We start from the raw sequence: 15883 nt of genomic DNA, 5'->3' as shown, positions 1-15883 counted from the left end.
GAGGCTCTCCTCAGTTCAGGTGGATGATGCTGCCTTTGATCTTGGTGATCGCCGTGCTGGTGAGCTCCACGCCGGAGGAGCCCTCCATCTTCAGCTCGGTGCCGCCCTTCACGTCGAGCGAGGTGCCCGACTCGAGCTTGATCTCCGTGCCGGCCTTGAGCTCCAACGCCTTCGCGGCCTCGATCCGGATGCCGGCGTCGGTCATCTCGATCGTATTGCCGTTCTGATCCTCGATCTTGACGGTCTTGTCCGCTTCGCTCAGCGTGATCTTGTTGCCAGCCGGCGTCTCGAGCTGCATCAGCTTCTTGTCGTCGTTGAGGTACACGCGCATCTTCGAGCGGCTCTGATACACCTTCTCGTGGTTGTCGTCCGAGCCGGCGAGCGGGGCCGCCCTGGCGCTGCTGTGCAGCATGCCGAGGATCACCGCCCGGCGCGGATCATCGTCGAGGAAGCCCACCACGACCTCGTCGCCCACCTCCGGACGGACGAAGAACCCGCGCTCCGCGCCCGCGTCGACGCTCGCGACGCGCGCCCAGATGCCGTCCTCTTCCGTGTTCACCAGCGGCAGCTGGACGCGCACCCGGTGCTCGCCGGCGTCGTCCTCGTTGCTCACGACCTTGCCTATCTGGAGGCCGCTCACGCCGGGCAGCAAGGCGCCCGCCTTCGGCGCGGAGACGTCGTGCTCCTCGGACGCCCAGCGGTCGACGCCGCCGAACTGCACGTGCGTCTTCCACCCCTGGACCGAGTCGAAGTCGTGCCGCACCCCGGTGACGAACACGTCGCCGCTGTACCGCTCGCCCACGCCGCTGAGGGTCACCAGATCTCCGGGGTTGATCGTCCCGATGCCCTCGCACTTCGCCCGGCCGCTCACCTTGCTCATCCTGGATTTCAGCCACTCGGCGTCGGCCCAGGCCTGCGCCTCCTCTTCGGTGAGGGCGGCGTGCCTGAGATCGTAGCTGTCCACCCCCGCGACGGCCGACAGATCGTCGCTGCTCAGGTTGCCTGGCCCGCTCACGCCGGGATCCGCCGCCTCCTTCTCGACCACGCTCTGCTGCGCCGGATCCCACGTCCTGCTCTTCACCGCGCTGAACTGGAGCCGGGCGTCGATCTGCGCGTCCAGCTCCAGCAGGGTGGACCCGAACTGCAGCGTGCACACGGCGGCGCCGCCGAAGCTCGGCGCCTTCACCGCGACCTTGTCGTCGTTCGTGAAGACCAGCTTGCCGTTCGCCTCGGCGCGGGCGAGCAGGAAGTCCCAGTCGGTCGAGGAGAACTGGACCTGCTGCGGGTGGGTGACCGGCGTGCTCTCCACGTCCGCGTCGACCCCGGCGTTCCCGAGCAGCGACGAGATGATGTCGCTGTCCGGCTGATCGAGGTAGTAGGCGCTCTTGCGCCCGACGGTGAGCTTCTGCGCCTTGTGGCGGCACTCCACCACGAGCTGCGGAGCGCTCCGGTCGCGCACCTTGATGGACTGACGGACGACAACGCCCTTGAACAGGGAGACCGCGTCGTCGCTCGCCCCGGCGAGGATCTCGATCTCCTTGCCGGGGATGAACGTCTCGGCGTTGCTGAGCGGGAAGTCGCTCGCCGATGCCGCGCCGTCCAGGTAGGCGAGCCGCGCCGACGAGATCCGGTTCACGCTCTTCGTGACGTTCACGGAGAGGAGCTGGTGCGCGCGCGACACCGCCGTGCCGCCGACCTTGACCGTGAGCTCGCGGTGCCCGGCAGAGATGGGGAGGGTGCGCTCGTCGGGCATCGTCACTTCTCCAGCGGCGGAAAGCGGAGCCTCGTGCCCGGGACGAGGCTGCGGAAATCGTCGATCCCGTTGGCCGCGGCCACCTTGAGGTACAGGCGCGGGTCGCCGTAGATCTGGTAGCAGAGCAGCGGCAGGCTGTCGCCCGCCTTTACGAGGCGCACGTGGGTGAGATCGGGCGACTGATCCTGGGCCATCGCCACGCGCGTCTGATCATCCGAGTTGTCGGCGAAGCTCGCCGTGATCACGGCCCGCAGCGGGACGCCGTCGGACTGGAACATCTTGTAAGCGATGCTGGCGCTCTTCAGCACGCAGCGCTTGATCGCCAGCGTACCCCACCCGATCTTGAGGTAGTTCGTCCTGTGGATGTTGCCGTTGTACCCGGTGACGGCCTGGAACTGCTCGATCTTCTGCTGGACGTCGATCGGCCGGTCGTCCGGGCCGAGGCGGCCCGCGCCCGTCCCGTCCAGGAACAGGGTCAGCGCCATGTCGCCGGGCTTCATCTTCTTGAAGCTCATCCGGCTGTTCGTGGTGCCCGCCCCCTGCGCGCTGTCGTACTCCACCTCGTACGACAGCGTGATCTCGCTCGGATTGACGTAGGCCTCGAACGTGCTCATGGGCTGGCCGGAGTAGTCCGCCTGCTCGTAGGCCTCGATCACGAGCCGCTCGAGGGTTCCCCGGTCGGGCACGGCTCAGCGCTCCTCTCTCTGCGCGAGGATCTCCAGCACTCGCTCGACGCACTCGGCGATGAGGGCTTGCTTGTCGTCCGCGATGGGAGAGGCGGAGGAGGCGCCGCCGGAGGCGCTGTTGTCCACCTCCACCGAGACCACGACCTCGTCGACGAAGAGAGGCATGCTCAACCCCTGTCCATGGTGAAGTACCGGTAATAGAGCTGGAGGGATTCGATCACCACCGCGTTGTTCGTGGCGCTCAGGTCGCTCACGGACCACTTGGTCGGGTAAGCGCCCACCACGTGCCAGGTCATGAGGGGCTCGTGCTGCTCGTTGAGGAGCTTGACGTCCACGTTCTTCGGCGTGATCTGGTAATCCTCCATGCAGCGGCGGAGCCAGCGTGTCACCTCCGAGCTCACCAGCAAGCCGCGCTTCAGCACCAGCTCCGGGTACTTGGTCCGGGTCGGGTACCTCTGGACGAAGCGGTTTTCGCCCCCCTCGGCGACCTCCTCGGTGCCCATCTCGAGGGACAAGCCGCTCACCTCCGTGAAGCGAACGTCATTGTCGCTGGGCGGCAGGCCGAGGACCTCGACCTTGAAGTGAAAGCCGACGGGAGGATAATAGTTCGGCATCACTCATTCTGCAGCTCGAGCCCCTCGTGCGCGAGCTCGATGGTCTCGATCGCGACCTCGTTGCCGGAGGCCTTGAGCTGGGGACCTTCGACCTTGACCGGGAAGGCGCGCATGACCTTCCACACCATGACCGGCTGGTGCTCCTCGTTCAGCAGGTTGATGATGAGGTCCCGCCGCTCCACCGTGTTGAGCTTCACCGTGCTCAGCCACTTGAAGAACTGGTTGTCGCCCTTCACGATCCCGCGCTTGAGGGTCACGTTGGAGAACTTGCGCAACCCGGGCATCTTGATGGACGAGTACTCGAGGAAGGACCCGTCGCGGTACTCGATGGCCTGGTTCTCCTGCGTGAGCCCGGAGACCTCGGCGAATCCGACGCGGCTTCCTCCCCACTCGACGGTGAAGTGAAATACGGGGACAGGGTACTGTGCGGGCATGGCGATCAGCGCTCCTCGGAGTGAGAGGAAATCGATTCTTCAACGACGGCGAGCGTGCTCATGACGTCTGCAGCTTGTGAGAGAATTTCAGAACGATGAACTCGGCCGGCCGGACCACGGCCATGCCGACCTCCACGTTCATGCGGCCTTCGAGGATGTCCTGCGCGTTCATCGTGGTGCCGAGCCCGCACTTGACGAAGAACGCGTCTCTCGGCGTCGCGCCGGCGAGCGCCCCTTCGCGCCACTTGTCCGTCAGGTAGTTCTCGATCATCCCGCGCACCTTGACCCAGGTGTTCGCGTCGTTCGACTCGAACACGGCCCAGGACGTGGATTTCTTGATCGACTCCTCCACCGTGTTGAAGAACCTGCGCACCGACACGTAGCGCCACTCGTTGTCGTTGCCGGCCAGCGTGCGCGCGCCCCAGACCATCGTGCCCTTGCCGGCGAAGGCGCGGAGGGCATTGATGGATTTACCGGCGGTCGGATCGACGTTCAGGTTCTCCTGCCGCAGGTTGTCGATCCGGACGAGCGGCTCGAGGACGCCGGCCAGGCTGACGTTGGCGGGCGCCTTCCAGACGCCGCGCGCCGCGTCGGTCGCGGCGTACACGCCGACCACGGCGCCGCTCGGAGGCATGGTGACGTAGTAATCCCGGAGAGCGGCTTTGACGAAGTTGTAGATCGATGTGCTCGTATCCTTGAAGCTGCCCAGCCCGGCTTCCTCGGCCGGCGTCGTTCCGGTGCTGTCCGTCACCGCCACGTTGCTCTCGTCCGCCTTCACGAAGTGGTTCATCGTGGTCTTCAGGAAAGGATAATAGGCGGCGCCGTATTTGAGCTCCCCGGCCCACGCGTCGCGGTTCGCGGCGACGACCTTCTTGACGGTGGCCGCGGTCCCGCCTGCCGCCGGGACGGTCGTGACATCGTCGTCCTCCCGTTTGTCCCCCGACCATACGTCGATCACCGCGAAGCGATCTCCCAGCCTCTTGCACTGGAGGAGCATCGCCTGGGTCAACGACCCGTAGTCCGCGTAGCTCAGCTTGACCGCCTCCGGGATCACGAGCAGCGTCGGCTCGTCCTCGAGGCCGACCTTGTCGAGGCCGCTCGCCAGCGCGGCCCGATCGACGAAGGGCGCGGACGTCCCGTAGGGGCCGACGGAGGTGATGTAGCACTGTGCCCCTCCGTTGTCGAAAAACATCTTCACCGCGTAGTAGAGGAGATACGATACGGCTGGCTCGGTCACGGCCGCCGCGAGGTTCCCATTGGCATCGGCGGTGACGGTGACGGCGATCTCCTCGGCCTTCGGAAACCCGTAGAACCTCTCGAACTCCCGCAGCGAGAAGATCTTGGTCGGCTTCAGCCTCAGGTCGTCGGCGGCGATCTTCGTCGCCCTCTCCGTGTACCCGACGAACGCCGGGATCGCCGTGCCGACCTCCGCGACCGACGACGGGAGGGTCGATATCTCTTCTACGTAGACATCTGGAGTTCGATAGGTAGCCATGGGTCGGACCTCTACGATTTCGATAGGTGGACGATCAGGTCGGTCGTCGCTCGGTCGGCGCCCGGTTGGGGCAAGTGCTCGATCATGACCTCGCTGTTGCGCATGAGCTGGATCTTCTTGCGGCCGTTCTCCTGCCGAGCGACGGGGGACTCCGACTTGAAGAGGAGCACCTTGGCGTCTCTGCCTCCCAGGAGGTCGGCGGAGATCTCGGCCGGCGTGAACTCCGAGGGAGGTACCTTGACGAACCTCACCTCTGGCCGACCTTGATCCATGAAGCCGTTGTCCTGCACGGAGAGGTGATCCACGTCGCCGTTCGTGAAGCCCCTCGCCACGAGATAGTATTTCAGCGTCTCACGCCTGGCCCTGAACGAGACCTCGAAGGCGGGGGCGGCGGCGTAAAAGCCGCTGTCGATCCGGAGCTCGATCACGCCGAAGGCGGCTTCCCGCCGGAGCTCCGGATCCACGTAGTGGGCAGACGTGCGGCTCACCCCGCCCGGGTAGATCTCCTCCAGCCCGCAAGCGCCGGGCGTCACGCCGGTGAGATCGAACGACACCGCCGAACGATCGTTCTGCGTCGTGATGGTCTCGGCGCGGAGCGCGCGGCCGCTCGCGTCTCTGAGGGTCACCGTGACGGGCCGCGCCGGCGCCGAGAGCGCTCGAGAGAGAGAGCTCCCGGCGAGCGCCACCTTCGCTGGAGCGTCGAGCTTCCCGGGGGCGGTCGCGTTCCGGTAGTGGAGCACCCCGTCGGCAGGCGCGAAGCCTTCCGTGATGTTCGCGAAGCGCGGATCCTGGACCGAGAGGCCGATCCGCAGCGTCGTCCCGGCGGCGGACACGATGGGCGCGCCGTCCTCGTCGGCGCGGTAGAGGACGTGGAGCACGCCCTCGACGATCTTGACCAGCAGGAGGGCGCCCCGCATCGACCGCGACACATCCTCGGGGATGACGAAGCGAACGTCCTTGCAGACTCCGCCGTAGTAGTCGTGGGAGACCGCCAGCGAGAGCAGGGTCTTGAGCTGGATCATCATCGGGCGAAGAGGGGGGCGTCGATCTCGGTGATCGGCATCTCGATCGCCTTCGGGGCAGTGTCCTGGAGGGCCACCATGCGGATCTTGTAGATGGCCGACGGGAGATACTTGCCGCCGAGGAAGGCCCATACCTGGTTGAGCTGCTCGTAGCCGAGCGACTGGAGCTCGGCGGTCAGCCGTTCGATCCGGGGATCGAGCCTGGGGTACGCGTCCGGGGTGAACGTCAGGTGCGATTGGAAGAACGTGAGGACGAGCGCGAGGTGGCGGAGACCCTGATCGTAGTTCTTGAACTTCGCGGCGAAGAGGACATGCAGGTTGAGCTTGAGCTTCGGCTCCAGGGTGACTTGACGGCCGCCCGTGTACACCGACTCCGGGACGTGAGACTTGAGGATGCGGTCCTCTTCCAGGTTGATCAGCGTCGCGCCGATCTGATCGTCCTTGAGCGCCCACTTCCCCGTATCATCGACCAGCCGATCGAAGACGACCTCCCCGAGGTTCCCGCCACCCCGGGAGGAGAGATAGGTGTTCAGCTCTTTGCATAGGAAGCCAAGCGCGACGTCGAGCATGCTTCTCCGCACCCCCTGCTGGATTGGAAAGCGAATCCCAGCACCCGATGGCCAGCCGAACGCATCCCCCCGATGATTAAGGCAGAAACGCGGGGAAGTGTTCCCCCGCAGTCTGCATTACGCGCATACATCATGCTCCGGTGCGCGTCAACCCGGATCGTTCGGGCCGTACGGGGTTGGCCTCAAGCGGTCTCTCATCTGAAAACTCCCACGTATCCGTGTAGTTAGCCGGCGATCACCGTTGGCGGCGGGGCTGCCGTACGCTCGCAGCGCGCGTCGGCCGCCGGCGGAGACACGCATGCTGGGCCGCCATGCAGACGCCTGCATGTGCCGAGGCGTTGACCGCGTGGTGCTCGGCGCGCCCCGGTATCTTGGATGGGCCGCTCTGATTCTGCGCCCTCCGTTTCTTCGGCGTGTTCGCCGTCGTCTTCCGCGGGGAGGACGCGGCCCGAGCCGGATGCGATACACCCCGTCCCCGTCCTCGGGTAGAAGCATGTCCTGATGCCCCTCCCCGCCGGTTTCGAGAAGCGCCTCTGGGCCGCCGCCGACCAGCTCTGGGCCAACTCCGCCCTCCAGCCGTCCGAGTTCGCGACGCCGGTCCTCGCGCTCATCTTCCTGAAGTACGCCGAGCACCGCTCCGCCGAGGCCGAGGAGCAGCGAGCGTCGTCCCGCCGCCGGGGCGGCGCCGGCAGGGGCGACGGCCGCGCCGGAGGGGTCCTCTTCGTCCCGGAGGGGGCCCGCTTCAGCCGCCTCCTCCGGCTGCCCGAGGGGGCCGACATCGGCGAGGCGCTCGACGACGCGATGAGGGCGATCGAGGCGGAGAACGAGGACCTCGAGGACGTCCTGCCGAAGACGTACGGCCGCTTCGACGCGCGGACGCTCAAGGAGCTCCTCCAGCTCTTCGGCGCCATCCCGGAGGACGTCGAGGGCGACGTCTTCGGTCGGATCTACGAGTACTTCCTCGGCAACTTCGCGCCGCGCACGCTGCAGAAGGGCGGCGAGTACTTCACCCCCTACGCGGTCGTGCGCCTCATCGTCGAGGTCATCGAGCCGTACCACGGCAGGATCTACGACCCTTGCTGCGGCTCCGGGGGCATGTTCGTGCAGAGCGCGAACTTCATCGCCGAGCACCGGAAGCGGCCGTCGGACGAGATCGCGGTCTACGGGATCGAGAAGGTCGCGCAGACCCTCCGCCTCGCGAGGATGAACCTCGCCGTGCACGGCCTCTCGGGCGACATCCGCGAGGCGAACGCCTATTATGAGGACATCCACGAGCAGGTCGGCAAATTCGATTACGTGATGGCCAATCCGCCGTTCAACCAGAACGCGGTCGACCGGGAGCGGCTCAAGGGCGACAGACATCGGTTCCCGTTCGGGATGCCCTCGGTCGACAGCGCGAACTACCTCTGGATCCAGCTCTTTTACAGCGCCCTGAGCGCCTCGGGGCGCGCCGGGTTCGTGATGGCCAACGGCGCGAGCGACGCCCGGGGCAGCGAGCTCGAGCTCCGGCGGAAGCTGATCCAGACGGGCGCCGTCGACGTGATGGTCGCGCTCGGCTCGAACTTCTTCTACACCGTCACCCTGCCCGTCACGCTCTGGTTCCTGGACCGGGGGAAGGCGAGGGGAGCGCGCGAGGACAAGGTGCTCTTCATCGACGCGCGGCGCGTCTACCGGCAGGTGGACCGCGCCCATCGCGACTTGTCGCCGGCGCAGATCGAGCTCCTCGCGAACATCGTGCGGCTCTACCGCGGCGAGGAGCCGGAGGACCTGCACGGGAGCGGCGAGCTCCTGAAGGAGCGCTTCCCCGGCGGGAGGTACGCCGACGTGCCGGGGCTGTGCAAGGCGGCGACGCGCGGGGAGATCGAGGCGCAGGGCTTCAGCCTCAACCCGGGCCGCTACGTGGGCGTCGCCGGCCGTGTCCCGGAGGGCGTCGACCTCAAGGAGCGGCTCGAGCAGCTGAACGAGGAGCTGACGCGGCTGAGCGGCGAGGCGCGGGAGATCGAGGCGAAGATCGCCGAGAACGTCGCGGCGCTCCTCGGGGCCTGATGGCGCGCGTGGAGTGGCCGCGCGCCGCCCTCTCGGACGTCTGCGCGTCGATCGTCGACTGCGTCAACAAGACGGCCCCGACGGTCGACGAGATCACGCCGTACAAGATGATCCGCACGACCAACGTGCGCGGCGGGTGGATCGAGCTCGACGAGGTCAAGTACGTCACGGAAGACGTCTACGAGCGCTGGACGCGCCGTCAGGCGCCGCGGCGCGGGGATGTCATCCTGACCCGCGAAGCTCCCCTCGGCGACGTCGGCCTGCTGCGCACGGGCGAGCCCGTGTTTCTGGGACAGCGCCTCCTCTCCTACAGGGCCGACCCGAAGAAGCTGGACAACCGGTTTCTCCTCTACGCGCTCCGAGGCGATGATCTGCAACGCCAGATCAAGGCGCTCGCCTCGGGCGCGACGGTCGAGCACCTGCGCGTGCCCGACGCCGGGAAGCTCACGCTGCGGCTGCCGCCGCTCGCGGTCCAGCGCCGCATCGCCGATATCCTCTCCGCGTACGACGACCTCATCGAGAACAACGCGAAGCGCGTCCGGATCCTCGAGGAGATGGCCCGCTCGCTGTACCGCGCGTGGTTCGTCGACCTCCGGTTCCCCGGGCGCGACGAGGCGGCGCCGCTCCCGTCCTCCACCGGCGAGGCGCCGGCGGGCTGGGAGGTGGCTCGGCTCGGCGATCTCGCGGGCGACGTGCGGGATCCCGTCGATCCGAGCGCCGTGGAGCCCGAGACTCCCTGCTTCGGGCTCGAGCACCTGCCGCGACGCTCGGTCGCGCTCGGCGACTGGGGGCACGCCGGGGAAGCGCAGAGCATGAAGCTCCGCGCGCGCGCCGGCGATATTCTCTTCGGGAAGATCCGGCCCTATTTCCACAAGGTCGGGGTGACGCCGGTCGACGCGGTGTGCTCGTCGGACATCCTCGTCTTGCGAGCGCGGGCGCCCGAGCACTTCGCCCTCGTCCTCTGCTGCGTCTCCAGCGATGAGTTCGTCGCCCACGCGACCCAGACGTCGCAGGGCACGAAGATGCCGCGCGCGAGCTGGGACGTCCTCCGCAAGTTCGCGCTGCCGCTGCCCCCCGCGGGGCTCCTCCGCCGGTTTGGCCGCATCGTCACGGACTCCGTGGACATGATGCATCGGCTCGTCCTGAAGAACCGCAATTTGAAGGTGACGCGCGATCTGCTGCTCCCCGGCCTCGTCTCCGGAGAGATCGACGTGAGCGGCGTCGATGCCGTTCGCTCCGGGGGGCTGTCGAGAGCCTCCCCGGAGGATTGAAATTCAGCCCGGGCGCCGTCGAGCGGTCGTGGTCAGACGATGCCGGCGCCCATCGACGATCGGGCCGACACCGCACCTTCATGGCGTGGTCCGCTCACCTGCAGCGCAGGCGCTCGGGGGCCTCCGCCGCTCGAGGGGCGCACCGCTCCCCGATCGACTGATCACAGCGATAGTACTCGCTCGTGGAGCCGCACTCGGCGTCGACGCCGTAACCTTCAGGCGGATTGGGGCGGATGCAATCGAGGCGGTCACACTCGAGGGTGCCCGTTCCACCGAAGAGCTGCTCGGGATCGGGTGTGGCGGTTCCATCGCAGTCGAAGTCGAACTCCGACCCGCCGCGGGCTGGCGGCGCCATCGGCTCGGCACGGTAGGCCTCCGCTCCAGGGTGAGCGTTCGCGTCGTTTGGACCGCAATCGTCGCTCGACGCGACGTAGGGACCCGCGCACCCATCGTCGCCGCCCCGCGGCGCATCGCACGCCTCGACGACGACATTCCGGTCTCCATGCGCGTCCGAGTCCGCGTCGCAGTACCAGGCGACCTCGTCGCACCCGCCGCCCGCTCCACCGCTGCCCGCCGTCGTTCCGGCCGGGTTGCCATGCCCGCCATTGCCGCCATCCCCGCCAGTGCCGCCAGTGCCGCCATTGCCGCCATGCCCGCCATTGCCGACAGCCTCGCCGCCCCCGCCCCCAGCGGTTCCCGAGCCCCCGCCGGTGCCGGGTGTGCCGGCGCTCGTCGAGGTCGCCCCGGCGGTGTCTCCGAAGAGGTCCGGGGGCACTTCCCTGCAACCGGCGCTCACGGCGGTAGCGGCGAGCACGATAGCGGCCCGAGCGCAAGTCCCGACCGCAACCCTCCGAAAGCTCCGAGTCCTCATGGCTCAGTCTAACTCGAGTTCCCCGTGCCGCTCAAGACGCATGCATCTGTCCGTACGGTAGCCTGAACCACCTGCTTCGTGCGGCAGCCCGATCCGCAGCGGCGGTATTATTCGAGTTCATGGACGTCAGAGGGCGCGGCCCGATCGCCTCGGCAAGTCTCCCCTCGGCCGTGCGGCGTTCGTCACCTTCATCATGGTTCTGTAGGGGGCCGCTCAGCCGTCGTTCGAGAGCCATTGCACGATCCGCAACTCGAGCGCCTTCGCGACAGCGGGCTCGTCGGTGCGGCCGCGGAACACGTCGGCAGCGAGCGCCTCGGCAGCGCCGATGATCGCGACGCAGCGGACTCCTCGGCCGGGCGGCGTCGCTCTTCGGCCGGGCCGCGGGTCGTGTGGCGCTCGACTTCGCCGTTCGCCTTGACGCTATCACGAGCGGGCGCATAGTACCGAAGGCAACTTACTAACGGTAGGTTAACGTCAGGCACGCTCCGGGCGCGCTCGGCGGGAGGAGTCCATCCAGATGGCCACACGAACGATGTCACCCGTTCTCTTGATCGGCGGCTCCGGCCAGGTCGGCGCGCGCGCAGCAAAGGCGCTCCGGCGCCTACAGCCGGACCTCCCGATCGCGATCGCCGGACGCGACGCGCGCAGGGCGTCTGAGGTCGCCGCGGAGGTCGGCGGCCCGACGACGGCGACGGCCGCCGACGTCGGCCGCGACGACCTCGGCCTCGAGCGAGGCGCGTCGTTCAGCGCCGTCGTCGCGCTCGTCAAGGACGAGGCGTCGAACGCGGTGAAGCGCGCGCAGGCGGACGGCGTGCCCCACGTCGCGTTCTCGGACGCCGTCGGGGAGATCGGCCCCGTGGTCGCCCATTACATCGCGCGACCGACGCGCGCTCCCATCCTCATGCTGGGCCACGCCTTCGGCGGCACGGCGACGCTGGCGGCTCTGCACCTCGCGCAGGAGCTCCGGCGCGTCGACGCGATCGCGATCGGCTGCGTGGTCGACGCGGACGATCGCGGCGGCCCCGCGTTGCAGGCCGCTTTCGAGCAAGAGGCGCAGAGCGGGCAGGCTCCGCTCGCGCTCCAGGGCGGGAAATGGACCTGGTTGCTCGGCGACGCGGCGACACGGCGCTTCGTGGACGCCGAGGGCGTGGAGCGCGTTGGCCGGGCCATGCCGCTCCCCGACGTGGTGAGCCTCGCGGCGGCGACCGACGCGCGGGAGATCCGCGTCGACATCGCGACGCGCGACGCCGCGACGGGGGGTGCGGGTCACGTGACGGAGCTCGTCGTCGAGGTGACGGGGCGGCGCCACGACGGCGCGGGCGCGCGGCTGCGCTACGACATCGTCGATACGGACGGCCTCGCGCGCCTCAGCGCGTACGGCGCCGCGATCGCGACGGAGCGCTTGCTGGGGCTCGCGGGCGGTCCCCCCGTCGGCCCGGGGCTCTACAATCCGGAGAGCGTGCTCGACCCAGCGCGCGTCGTCGCGCGGATCGAGGAGCTCGGCGCGCGCGTCCGCCGCACAGGCCAGCGCCTCTGACGCGCGGCGGGCGGGTCCTTCTCGCTCGTGGCGAGCTGCAAGCTGCACGGTCTCGACCCCGAAGCCTACCTGGCCGACGTCATCCGCGTGATGCCCTACTGGCCGCGGGACCGCTACCTCGAGCTCGCCCCCAGGTCCTGGGCGCGCACCCGATGGGCGCCGACCACGACATCATGGGCGCCGACCACGACGCGCGCCGGCGAGGCCGGGCCGAACCGGGCGAGCACATTGCGGTACGTCCGCCCCTCGACGTCGTACAGCTGCTCGGTGACGCGCCCGCCGGCGCCCTTGAGCTCGTCCGCGAGGTAGGCCGCGGCGCGGTCCAGGCTCTGCGCGTGCCGGTAGCCCCGCGGATGGAACGCCTCGACGAGCGTGCGGACATCGCGCTCCAGGTGCGCCGGGTCGGTGGAGAGGTATCCGGCTCGCCACGGCCGATTGGTCGTCGGTGAATGCTGTACTAGGCCAGGAGGTGGAACCGCAGGAACTCCACCATCCGCCGCACCACCTCGCGCGACGCCTCGCTCTCGTCGAGCAGATCGAACGCGTGCGGCCCGGTCGGGTGGTTCACGACGGTGATTGGCAGGTTGCGCGCCAGCGCCCCGGCCACGAAGCGATCGATGGTCTCGTTCAGGTGGGGCATCCGGTCCTGCCCCGCCCTGGCGATGAACAGCGGCAGGTCCAGCGGGACATCGTCGATCGACCTACCCCCGCACGGGTTGGCGAACCCGAATTGCGCGGCCGCCTGCGCGACGGTGGCGGGCTCTCCGGCGTCGAGCATCAGGCCATAACAGAGGACGGCGGCCCTGAACGGCCCGCTCGCGCCCTCCATCAGCGCGGCCAGCGCCCTCGGCACGTTGCCGGAGCCGGCCCACACGCCGAGGCGGCCCTCGTCGATCCCGAGCGATGCCGCGTTCTGTCGGACGTGCCGGAGGAGCGCGTCGAGATCGGCCACCGGGTCCCGGTTCGTGTAGGTGATGGCCACGAGCCCCGAGGCGGCCAGGAGCCGCCCCCACGAGGTGTACTGCCCGCTCTCCTTGAGCTTGCAGCCGAACACCGACTCGAAGCCGGGATCGGGATACCCCGAGACGAAGATCACGGCGGGCCTCCGCTCTCCGCCCTTCGATTCGCCGCCCGTCGATCCTGGCGGAGCGTAGATATCCATCGTCAGCGGATTGGCCTCCGCGTCCCGGTACACGACGTCCTTGTGGACGACCACCGCCTCCATGCCCGGCACCTGGTGAACCACCGTCTTCGCGGCCATCTCGTTGCGCTGCGTCTCTTTGCTCATCTCCGCTTCTCCCTCGTTCGCGTCGCCTGTTCGTACCACGGGCCGGTGTCGCCTCGTCGATCCGGCCGACCCGGGTCACGCGAGCCGTCCTCCGCGCGCCGCACCCCTCCAGCGCGCCGCGTCCGCGCTCGCCGCGCGGCAGGGCACGGCCGCGCCGCAGGCCACGACCTGTCAGGGGATGGACTGGCGCAATCGGCCGCTGCCTGACGACTTCGACGCTGCGCCCGCTGATCAGCAGGTCGAAGCGCGCGCTTGGCGGCACGCGCGGCCTCCAAAGCCCGCTCGGCGAGCTGCTTGCCCGCCGATCACGTCGTCGATCGTGCCGTCGTGGACCGGCATCCGGGTGCGACCCTTCTCGAGGACGACGCGCTGGACCTCCTCGTCCGGCGCGCTGCGCGAGAGGGCGACGACCCGCGCTCGCCTGGGCGGTGAAGGCCGCGCAGCCCGCCAGGTGCGCCCTCGCGTCCCCGTCGATCGTCACGGGCGGGGGCGTGGTGGGCGCGGTGGCCGGGCGCACGGCCACGCCCGCTCACGCCTGCGCCTTCCGCCCCTCGCCGTGCCCGTAGGCCGCCACGAACCCGTCCACCAGCTTCTCGAGGAACGGCTGCATCGGCAGCGGCCGGCAGGTGGCGCCCGAGAGCCCGTGCTGGTGGAGGAGCGCCACGAGGAGCGGCGACAGGAACGCGAGCGCGGCCGTGCGCACCGAGAGCTCGTCCTCGGGATCGAGGCGCGCCTCGCCGCGGCGCGCGTGCACGCGCAGGCGCTCCTCCATCGCGCGCACCGTCGGCTCGAGCACCCCGTCCAGGTAGCCGGGGCCGGCGACCGCGTCGAAGAGCCCCGCCGCCATCCCGGCCGAGAAGAGCTGCCCGACCCCCATCGGCACCCACACCGCCGCGAGGCTCGACGCGAGCCCGAGCAGCGACGCCCGCAGGCCGAGATCGCCGGGCTCCGCCACCGTCGCGATGTACTGCGCCGCGCTCGTGCGCACCGTCCGCAGCGCCTCGGCCACCGCGCCCGATCGATCGCCGAAGTAATGCTTGATCGTCGGGATCGAGACCTCCGCCTCGCGCGCGAGGTCGTGCAGGCTCGCCTGCGCCCCGCGCCGCACCACCGCCCCGAGCACCTTGCGCGCGATCTCCTCCCGCGTCGCCTCGTAGTCCTGGTTCCGCGCCCCGGCCCGCCTGCCCATCGCCCTCCATTCTGCCCGCTTGACGCTGAAAAATAGAATATCATACTCGTGATAATAAACGAGGTGCCCCATGTTCGAGGACTTCGCGAACGTCTGGACCCCGGTCGCGCTGGCGGCCGATCTCCGTGCGGACCGGCCCCTGGCCGTGCAGGTGGCCGGCACCCCGCTCGTCCTCCTGCGCGACAGGGAGGGCAAACCGTCTGCGCTGCTCGACCGCTGCCCTCACCGCGGCGTCGCCCTCTCGCTCGGCCGCGTGAAGGACGGTTGCCTCGAGTGCCCCTTCCACGGCTGGCGGATCGAGGCCTCCGGCCAGGTCTGCCACGTCCCGTGGAACCCGGACGCGAAGCTCTCGACCCTCCGCGGCGTCGCCTTCCCGGCGCGCGAGCTCGCCGGCCAGATCTGGGTCTACACCGCGCCGATCGACCGTCCCGCCACCGAGCCCGAGGCGCACGAGGCGCTCTCGAGCCCGGGCGTCCGCGTCTCCGGCTTCCAGATCGAGTGGGCCACCCACTGGACCCGGGCCATGGAGAACATGCTCGACTGGCCCCACCTGCCGTTCGTCCACCGCAGGACCATCGGCAAGAGCATGGCAGGCCGCAGCGACGCGCGGATGGACATCGCCTGGGAAGAGCGCCCCTGGGGCGCGCACACCCACGTTCGCGTCGACGGCAAGCCCGAGGCCGGCTCGCTCGATTTCCGCTGGCCCAACCAGATGAACCTGCACATCCCGATCCCGAACAAGCGCATGATGATGCTCGTCGCCTGCGTCCCCATCGATGGTCAGCGCACCCGCATGCTCATGACCATGGCCCGCGATTTCCTGACGAGCCCTCTCTTCGACGTCTTCTTCCACCGCATGAACGCGCGCATCGCCTCCGAGGATCGCGCCATCGTCGAGTCCTCCTTTCCGGTCGAGATCCCCCCGGCCGGCGAGGAGCGGTCGGTCCGCACCGACGCCCCCACGCTGCTCTTCCGCAAGCGCTACTTCGCCGAGCTGAAGGGCACCTCGAGCGGCACCGACGACGAGCCTTCGGGTCGCCGCGCCCTCCCGATGGCCCGCGGCCCGCTGCCGGCGGCGAGCGGATTCACGGCGCGATGAGAGCGCCGC

General features: G+C 69.0%; 16 protein-coding genes and 1 pseudogene. 6 read left to right on the top strand and 11 right to left on the bottom strand.

The window, feature by feature from the left end:
- Nucleotides 1–10: 10 nt before the first annotated feature.
- From vgrG to WME83_RS46770, 8 genes are read right to left on the bottom strand one after another with little or no spacing between them, the layout of a single operon-like run.
- Entirely contained in the window at nucleotides 11–1753 is a 1743-nt protein-coding gene (gene vgrG, locus WME83_RS46805; RefSeq protein ID WP_437316191.1) for a type VI secretion system tip protein VgrG, read from the bottom strand.
- A 2-nt stretch (nucleotides 1754–1755) separates the two neighbouring features.
- The gene (locus WME83_RS46800; protein ID WP_437316190.1) at nucleotides 1756–2439 is read right to left on the bottom strand and encodes a CIS tube protein; all 684 of its coding nucleotides are present in this window, start codon (nucleotides 2437–2439) and stop codon (nucleotides 1756–1758) included.
- Between the two features lie 3 nt (nucleotides 2440–2442).
- A complete protein-coding gene (locus tag WME83_RS46795; RefSeq protein ID WP_437316189.1) occupies nucleotides 2443–2604 on the bottom strand; it encodes a DUF5908 family protein in 162 nt (53 codons plus the stop codon).
- Nucleotides 2605–2606: 2 nt separating this feature from the next.
- Nucleotides 2607–3053: a phage tail protein gene (locus WME83_RS46790; RefSeq protein WP_437316188.1), complete on the bottom strand. Its 447-nt coding sequence runs from the start codon at nucleotides 3051–3053 to the stop codon at nucleotides 2607–2609.
- Nucleotides 3053–3487 carry a phage tail protein gene (locus tag WME83_RS46785; protein ID WP_437316187.1) on the bottom strand — a complete coding sequence of 145 codons (435 nt, stop codon included), beginning with the start codon at nucleotides 3485–3487 and terminating at the stop codon, nucleotides 3053–3055. The genes WME83_RS46790 and WME83_RS46785 overlap by 1 nt, the downstream gene beginning before the upstream one ends.
- 58 nt (nucleotides 3488–3545) lie before the next feature.
- Nucleotides 3546–4982, bottom strand: a complete 1437-nt coding sequence (locus tag WME83_RS46780; RefSeq protein ID WP_437316186.1) for a phage tail sheath family protein — start codon at nucleotides 4980–4982, stop codon at nucleotides 3546–3548.
- Between the two features lie 11 nt (nucleotides 4983–4993).
- The gene (locus WME83_RS46775) at nucleotides 4994–6007 is read right to left on the bottom strand and encodes a hypothetical protein (protein WP_437316185.1); all 1014 of its coding nucleotides are present in this window, start codon (nucleotides 6005–6007) and stop codon (nucleotides 4994–4996) included.
- On the bottom strand, nucleotides 6004–6573 hold the full coding sequence (locus tag WME83_RS46770; protein WP_437316184.1) for a DUF4255 domain-containing protein: 570 nt from the start codon (nucleotides 6571–6573) through the stop codon (nucleotides 6004–6006). Before WME83_RS46770 ends, WME83_RS46775 begins: the two co-directional genes overlap by 4 nt.
- A 501-nt stretch (nucleotides 6574–7074) precedes the next feature.
- On the opposite strand from WME83_RS46770, the gene WME83_RS46765 reads away from it, so the two are divergent.
- Both WME83_RS46765 and WME83_RS46760 read left to right on the top strand, forming a co-directional pair.
- On the top strand, nucleotides 7075–8619 hold the full coding sequence (locus WME83_RS46765) for a type I restriction-modification system subunit M (RefSeq protein ID WP_437316183.1): 1545 nt from the start codon (nucleotides 7075–7077) through the stop codon (nucleotides 8617–8619).
- Entirely contained in the window at nucleotides 8619–9890 is a 1272-nt protein-coding gene (locus WME83_RS46760) for a restriction endonuclease subunit S (RefSeq protein ID WP_437316182.1), read from the top strand. The genes WME83_RS46765 and WME83_RS46760 overlap by 1 nt, the downstream gene beginning before the upstream one ends.
- A gap of 94 nt (nucleotides 9891–9984) precedes the next feature.
- On the opposite strand, the gene WME83_RS46755 is transcribed toward WME83_RS46760, so the two are convergent.
- Nucleotides 9985–10686, bottom strand: a complete 702-nt coding sequence (locus WME83_RS46755) for a hypothetical protein (protein WP_437316181.1) — start codon at nucleotides 10684–10686, stop codon at nucleotides 9985–9987.
- A 592-nt stretch (nucleotides 10687–11278) separates the two neighbouring features.
- On the opposite strand from WME83_RS46755, the gene WME83_RS46750 reads away from it, so the two are divergent.
- The 3 genes and pseudogenes from WME83_RS46750 to WME83_RS46740 all read left to right on the top strand — a co-directional run bounded on the left by WME83_RS46750 (nucleotide 11279) and on the right by WME83_RS46740 (nucleotide 12747).
- Nucleotides 11279–12298 (top strand): hypothetical protein, encoded by a 1020-nt coding sequence (locus tag WME83_RS46750; protein ID WP_437316180.1) that lies wholly within the window; start codon nucleotides 11279–11281, stop codon nucleotides 12296–12298.
- Between the two features lie 27 nt (nucleotides 12299–12325).
- A pseudogene (locus WME83_RS46745) lies at nucleotides 12326–12418 on the top strand (transposase domain-containing protein); the annotation flags it as partial.
- A gap of 32 nt (nucleotides 12419–12450) precedes the next feature.
- Nucleotides 12451–12747: a hypothetical protein gene (locus WME83_RS46740; protein WP_437322153.1), complete on the top strand. Its 297-nt coding sequence runs from the start codon at nucleotides 12451–12453 to the stop codon at nucleotides 12745–12747.
- Nucleotides 12748–12755: 8 nt separating this feature from the next.
- On the opposite strand, the gene WME83_RS46735 is transcribed toward WME83_RS46740, so the two are convergent.
- Together WME83_RS46735 and WME83_RS46730 are read right to left on the bottom strand one after the other, a co-directional pair.
- Nucleotides 12756–13586 carry an alpha/beta hydrolase gene (locus WME83_RS46735; protein WP_437316179.1) on the bottom strand — a complete coding sequence of 277 codons (831 nt, stop codon included), beginning with the start codon at nucleotides 13584–13586 and terminating at the stop codon, nucleotides 12756–12758.
- 529 nt (nucleotides 13587–14115) lie between these two features.
- Nucleotides 14116–14847 (bottom strand): TetR/AcrR family transcriptional regulator, encoded by a 732-nt coding sequence (locus tag WME83_RS46730; protein WP_437316178.1) that lies wholly within the window; start codon nucleotides 14845–14847, stop codon nucleotides 14116–14118.
- On the opposite strand from WME83_RS46730, the gene WME83_RS46725 reads away from it, so the two are divergent.
- Nucleotides 14846–15874: a Rieske 2Fe-2S domain-containing protein gene (locus WME83_RS46725; protein ID WP_437316177.1), complete on the top strand. Its 1029-nt coding sequence runs from the start codon at nucleotides 14846–14848 to the stop codon at nucleotides 15872–15874. The genes WME83_RS46730 and WME83_RS46725 overlap by 2 nt on opposite strands.
- Nucleotides 15875–15883: the final 9 nt, after the last annotated feature.

It is taken from the genome of Sorangium sp. So ce385, from assembly GCF_051474135.1.
GTDB lineage: Bacteria > Myxococcota_A > Polyangia > Polyangiales > Polyangiaceae > Sorangium > Sorangium cellulosum_D.
Note: the sequence above shows the minus strand (reverse complement) of the source record. Positions and strands in the feature narration are given on the sequence as shown.

Coding starts and splice junctions, on each gene's coding strand:
- WME83_RS46730 (WP_437316178.1), bottom strand. CDS start 14,847: ATGGGGCACCTCGTTTATTATCACGAGTATGATATTCTATTTTTCAGC.
- WME83_RS46775 (WP_437316185.1), bottom strand. CDS start 6,007: ATGATGATCCAGCTCAAGACCCTGCTCTCGCTGGCGGTCTCCCACGAC.
- WME83_RS46780 (WP_437316186.1), bottom strand. CDS start 4,982: ATGGCTACCTATCGAACTCCAGATGTCTACGTAGAAGAGATATCGACC.
- vgrG (WP_437316191.1), bottom strand. CDS start 1,753: ATGCCCGACGAGCGCACCCTCCCCATCTCTGCCGGGCACCGCGAGCTC.
- WME83_RS46790 (WP_437316188.1), bottom strand. CDS start 3,053: ATGCCGAACTATTATCCTCCCGTCGGCTTTCACTTCAAGGTCGAGGTC.
- WME83_RS46770 (WP_437316184.1), bottom strand. CDS start 6,573: ATGCTCGACGTCGCGCTTGGCTTCCTATGCAAAGAGCTGAACACCTAT.
- WME83_RS46750 (WP_437316180.1), top strand. CDS start 11,279: ATGGCCACACGAACGATGTCACCCGTTCTCTTGATCGGCGGCTCCGGC.
- WME83_RS46740 (WP_437322153.1), top strand. CDS start 12,451: ATGGGCGCCGACCACGACATCATGGGCGCCGACCACGACGCGCGCCGG.
- WME83_RS46735 (WP_437316179.1), bottom strand. CDS start 13,586: ATGAGCAAAGAGACGCAGCGCAACGAGATGGCCGCGAAGACGGTGGTT.
- WME83_RS46725 (WP_437316177.1), top strand. CDS start 14,846: ATGTTCGAGGACTTCGCGAACGTCTGGACCCCGGTCGCGCTGGCGGCC.
- WME83_RS46760 (WP_437316182.1), top strand. CDS start 8,619: ATGGCGCGCGTGGAGTGGCCGCGCGCCGCCCTCTCGGACGTCTGCGCG.
- WME83_RS46795 (WP_437316189.1), bottom strand. CDS start 2,604: ATGCCTCTCTTCGTCGACGAGGTCGTGGTCTCGGTGGAGGTGGACAAC.
- WME83_RS46765 (WP_437316183.1), top strand. CDS start 7,075: ATGCCCCTCCCCGCCGGTTTCGAGAAGCGCCTCTGGGCCGCCGCCGAC.
- WME83_RS46785 (WP_437316187.1), bottom strand. CDS start 3,487: ATGCCCGCACAGTACCCTGTCCCCGTATTTCACTTCACCGTCGAGTGG.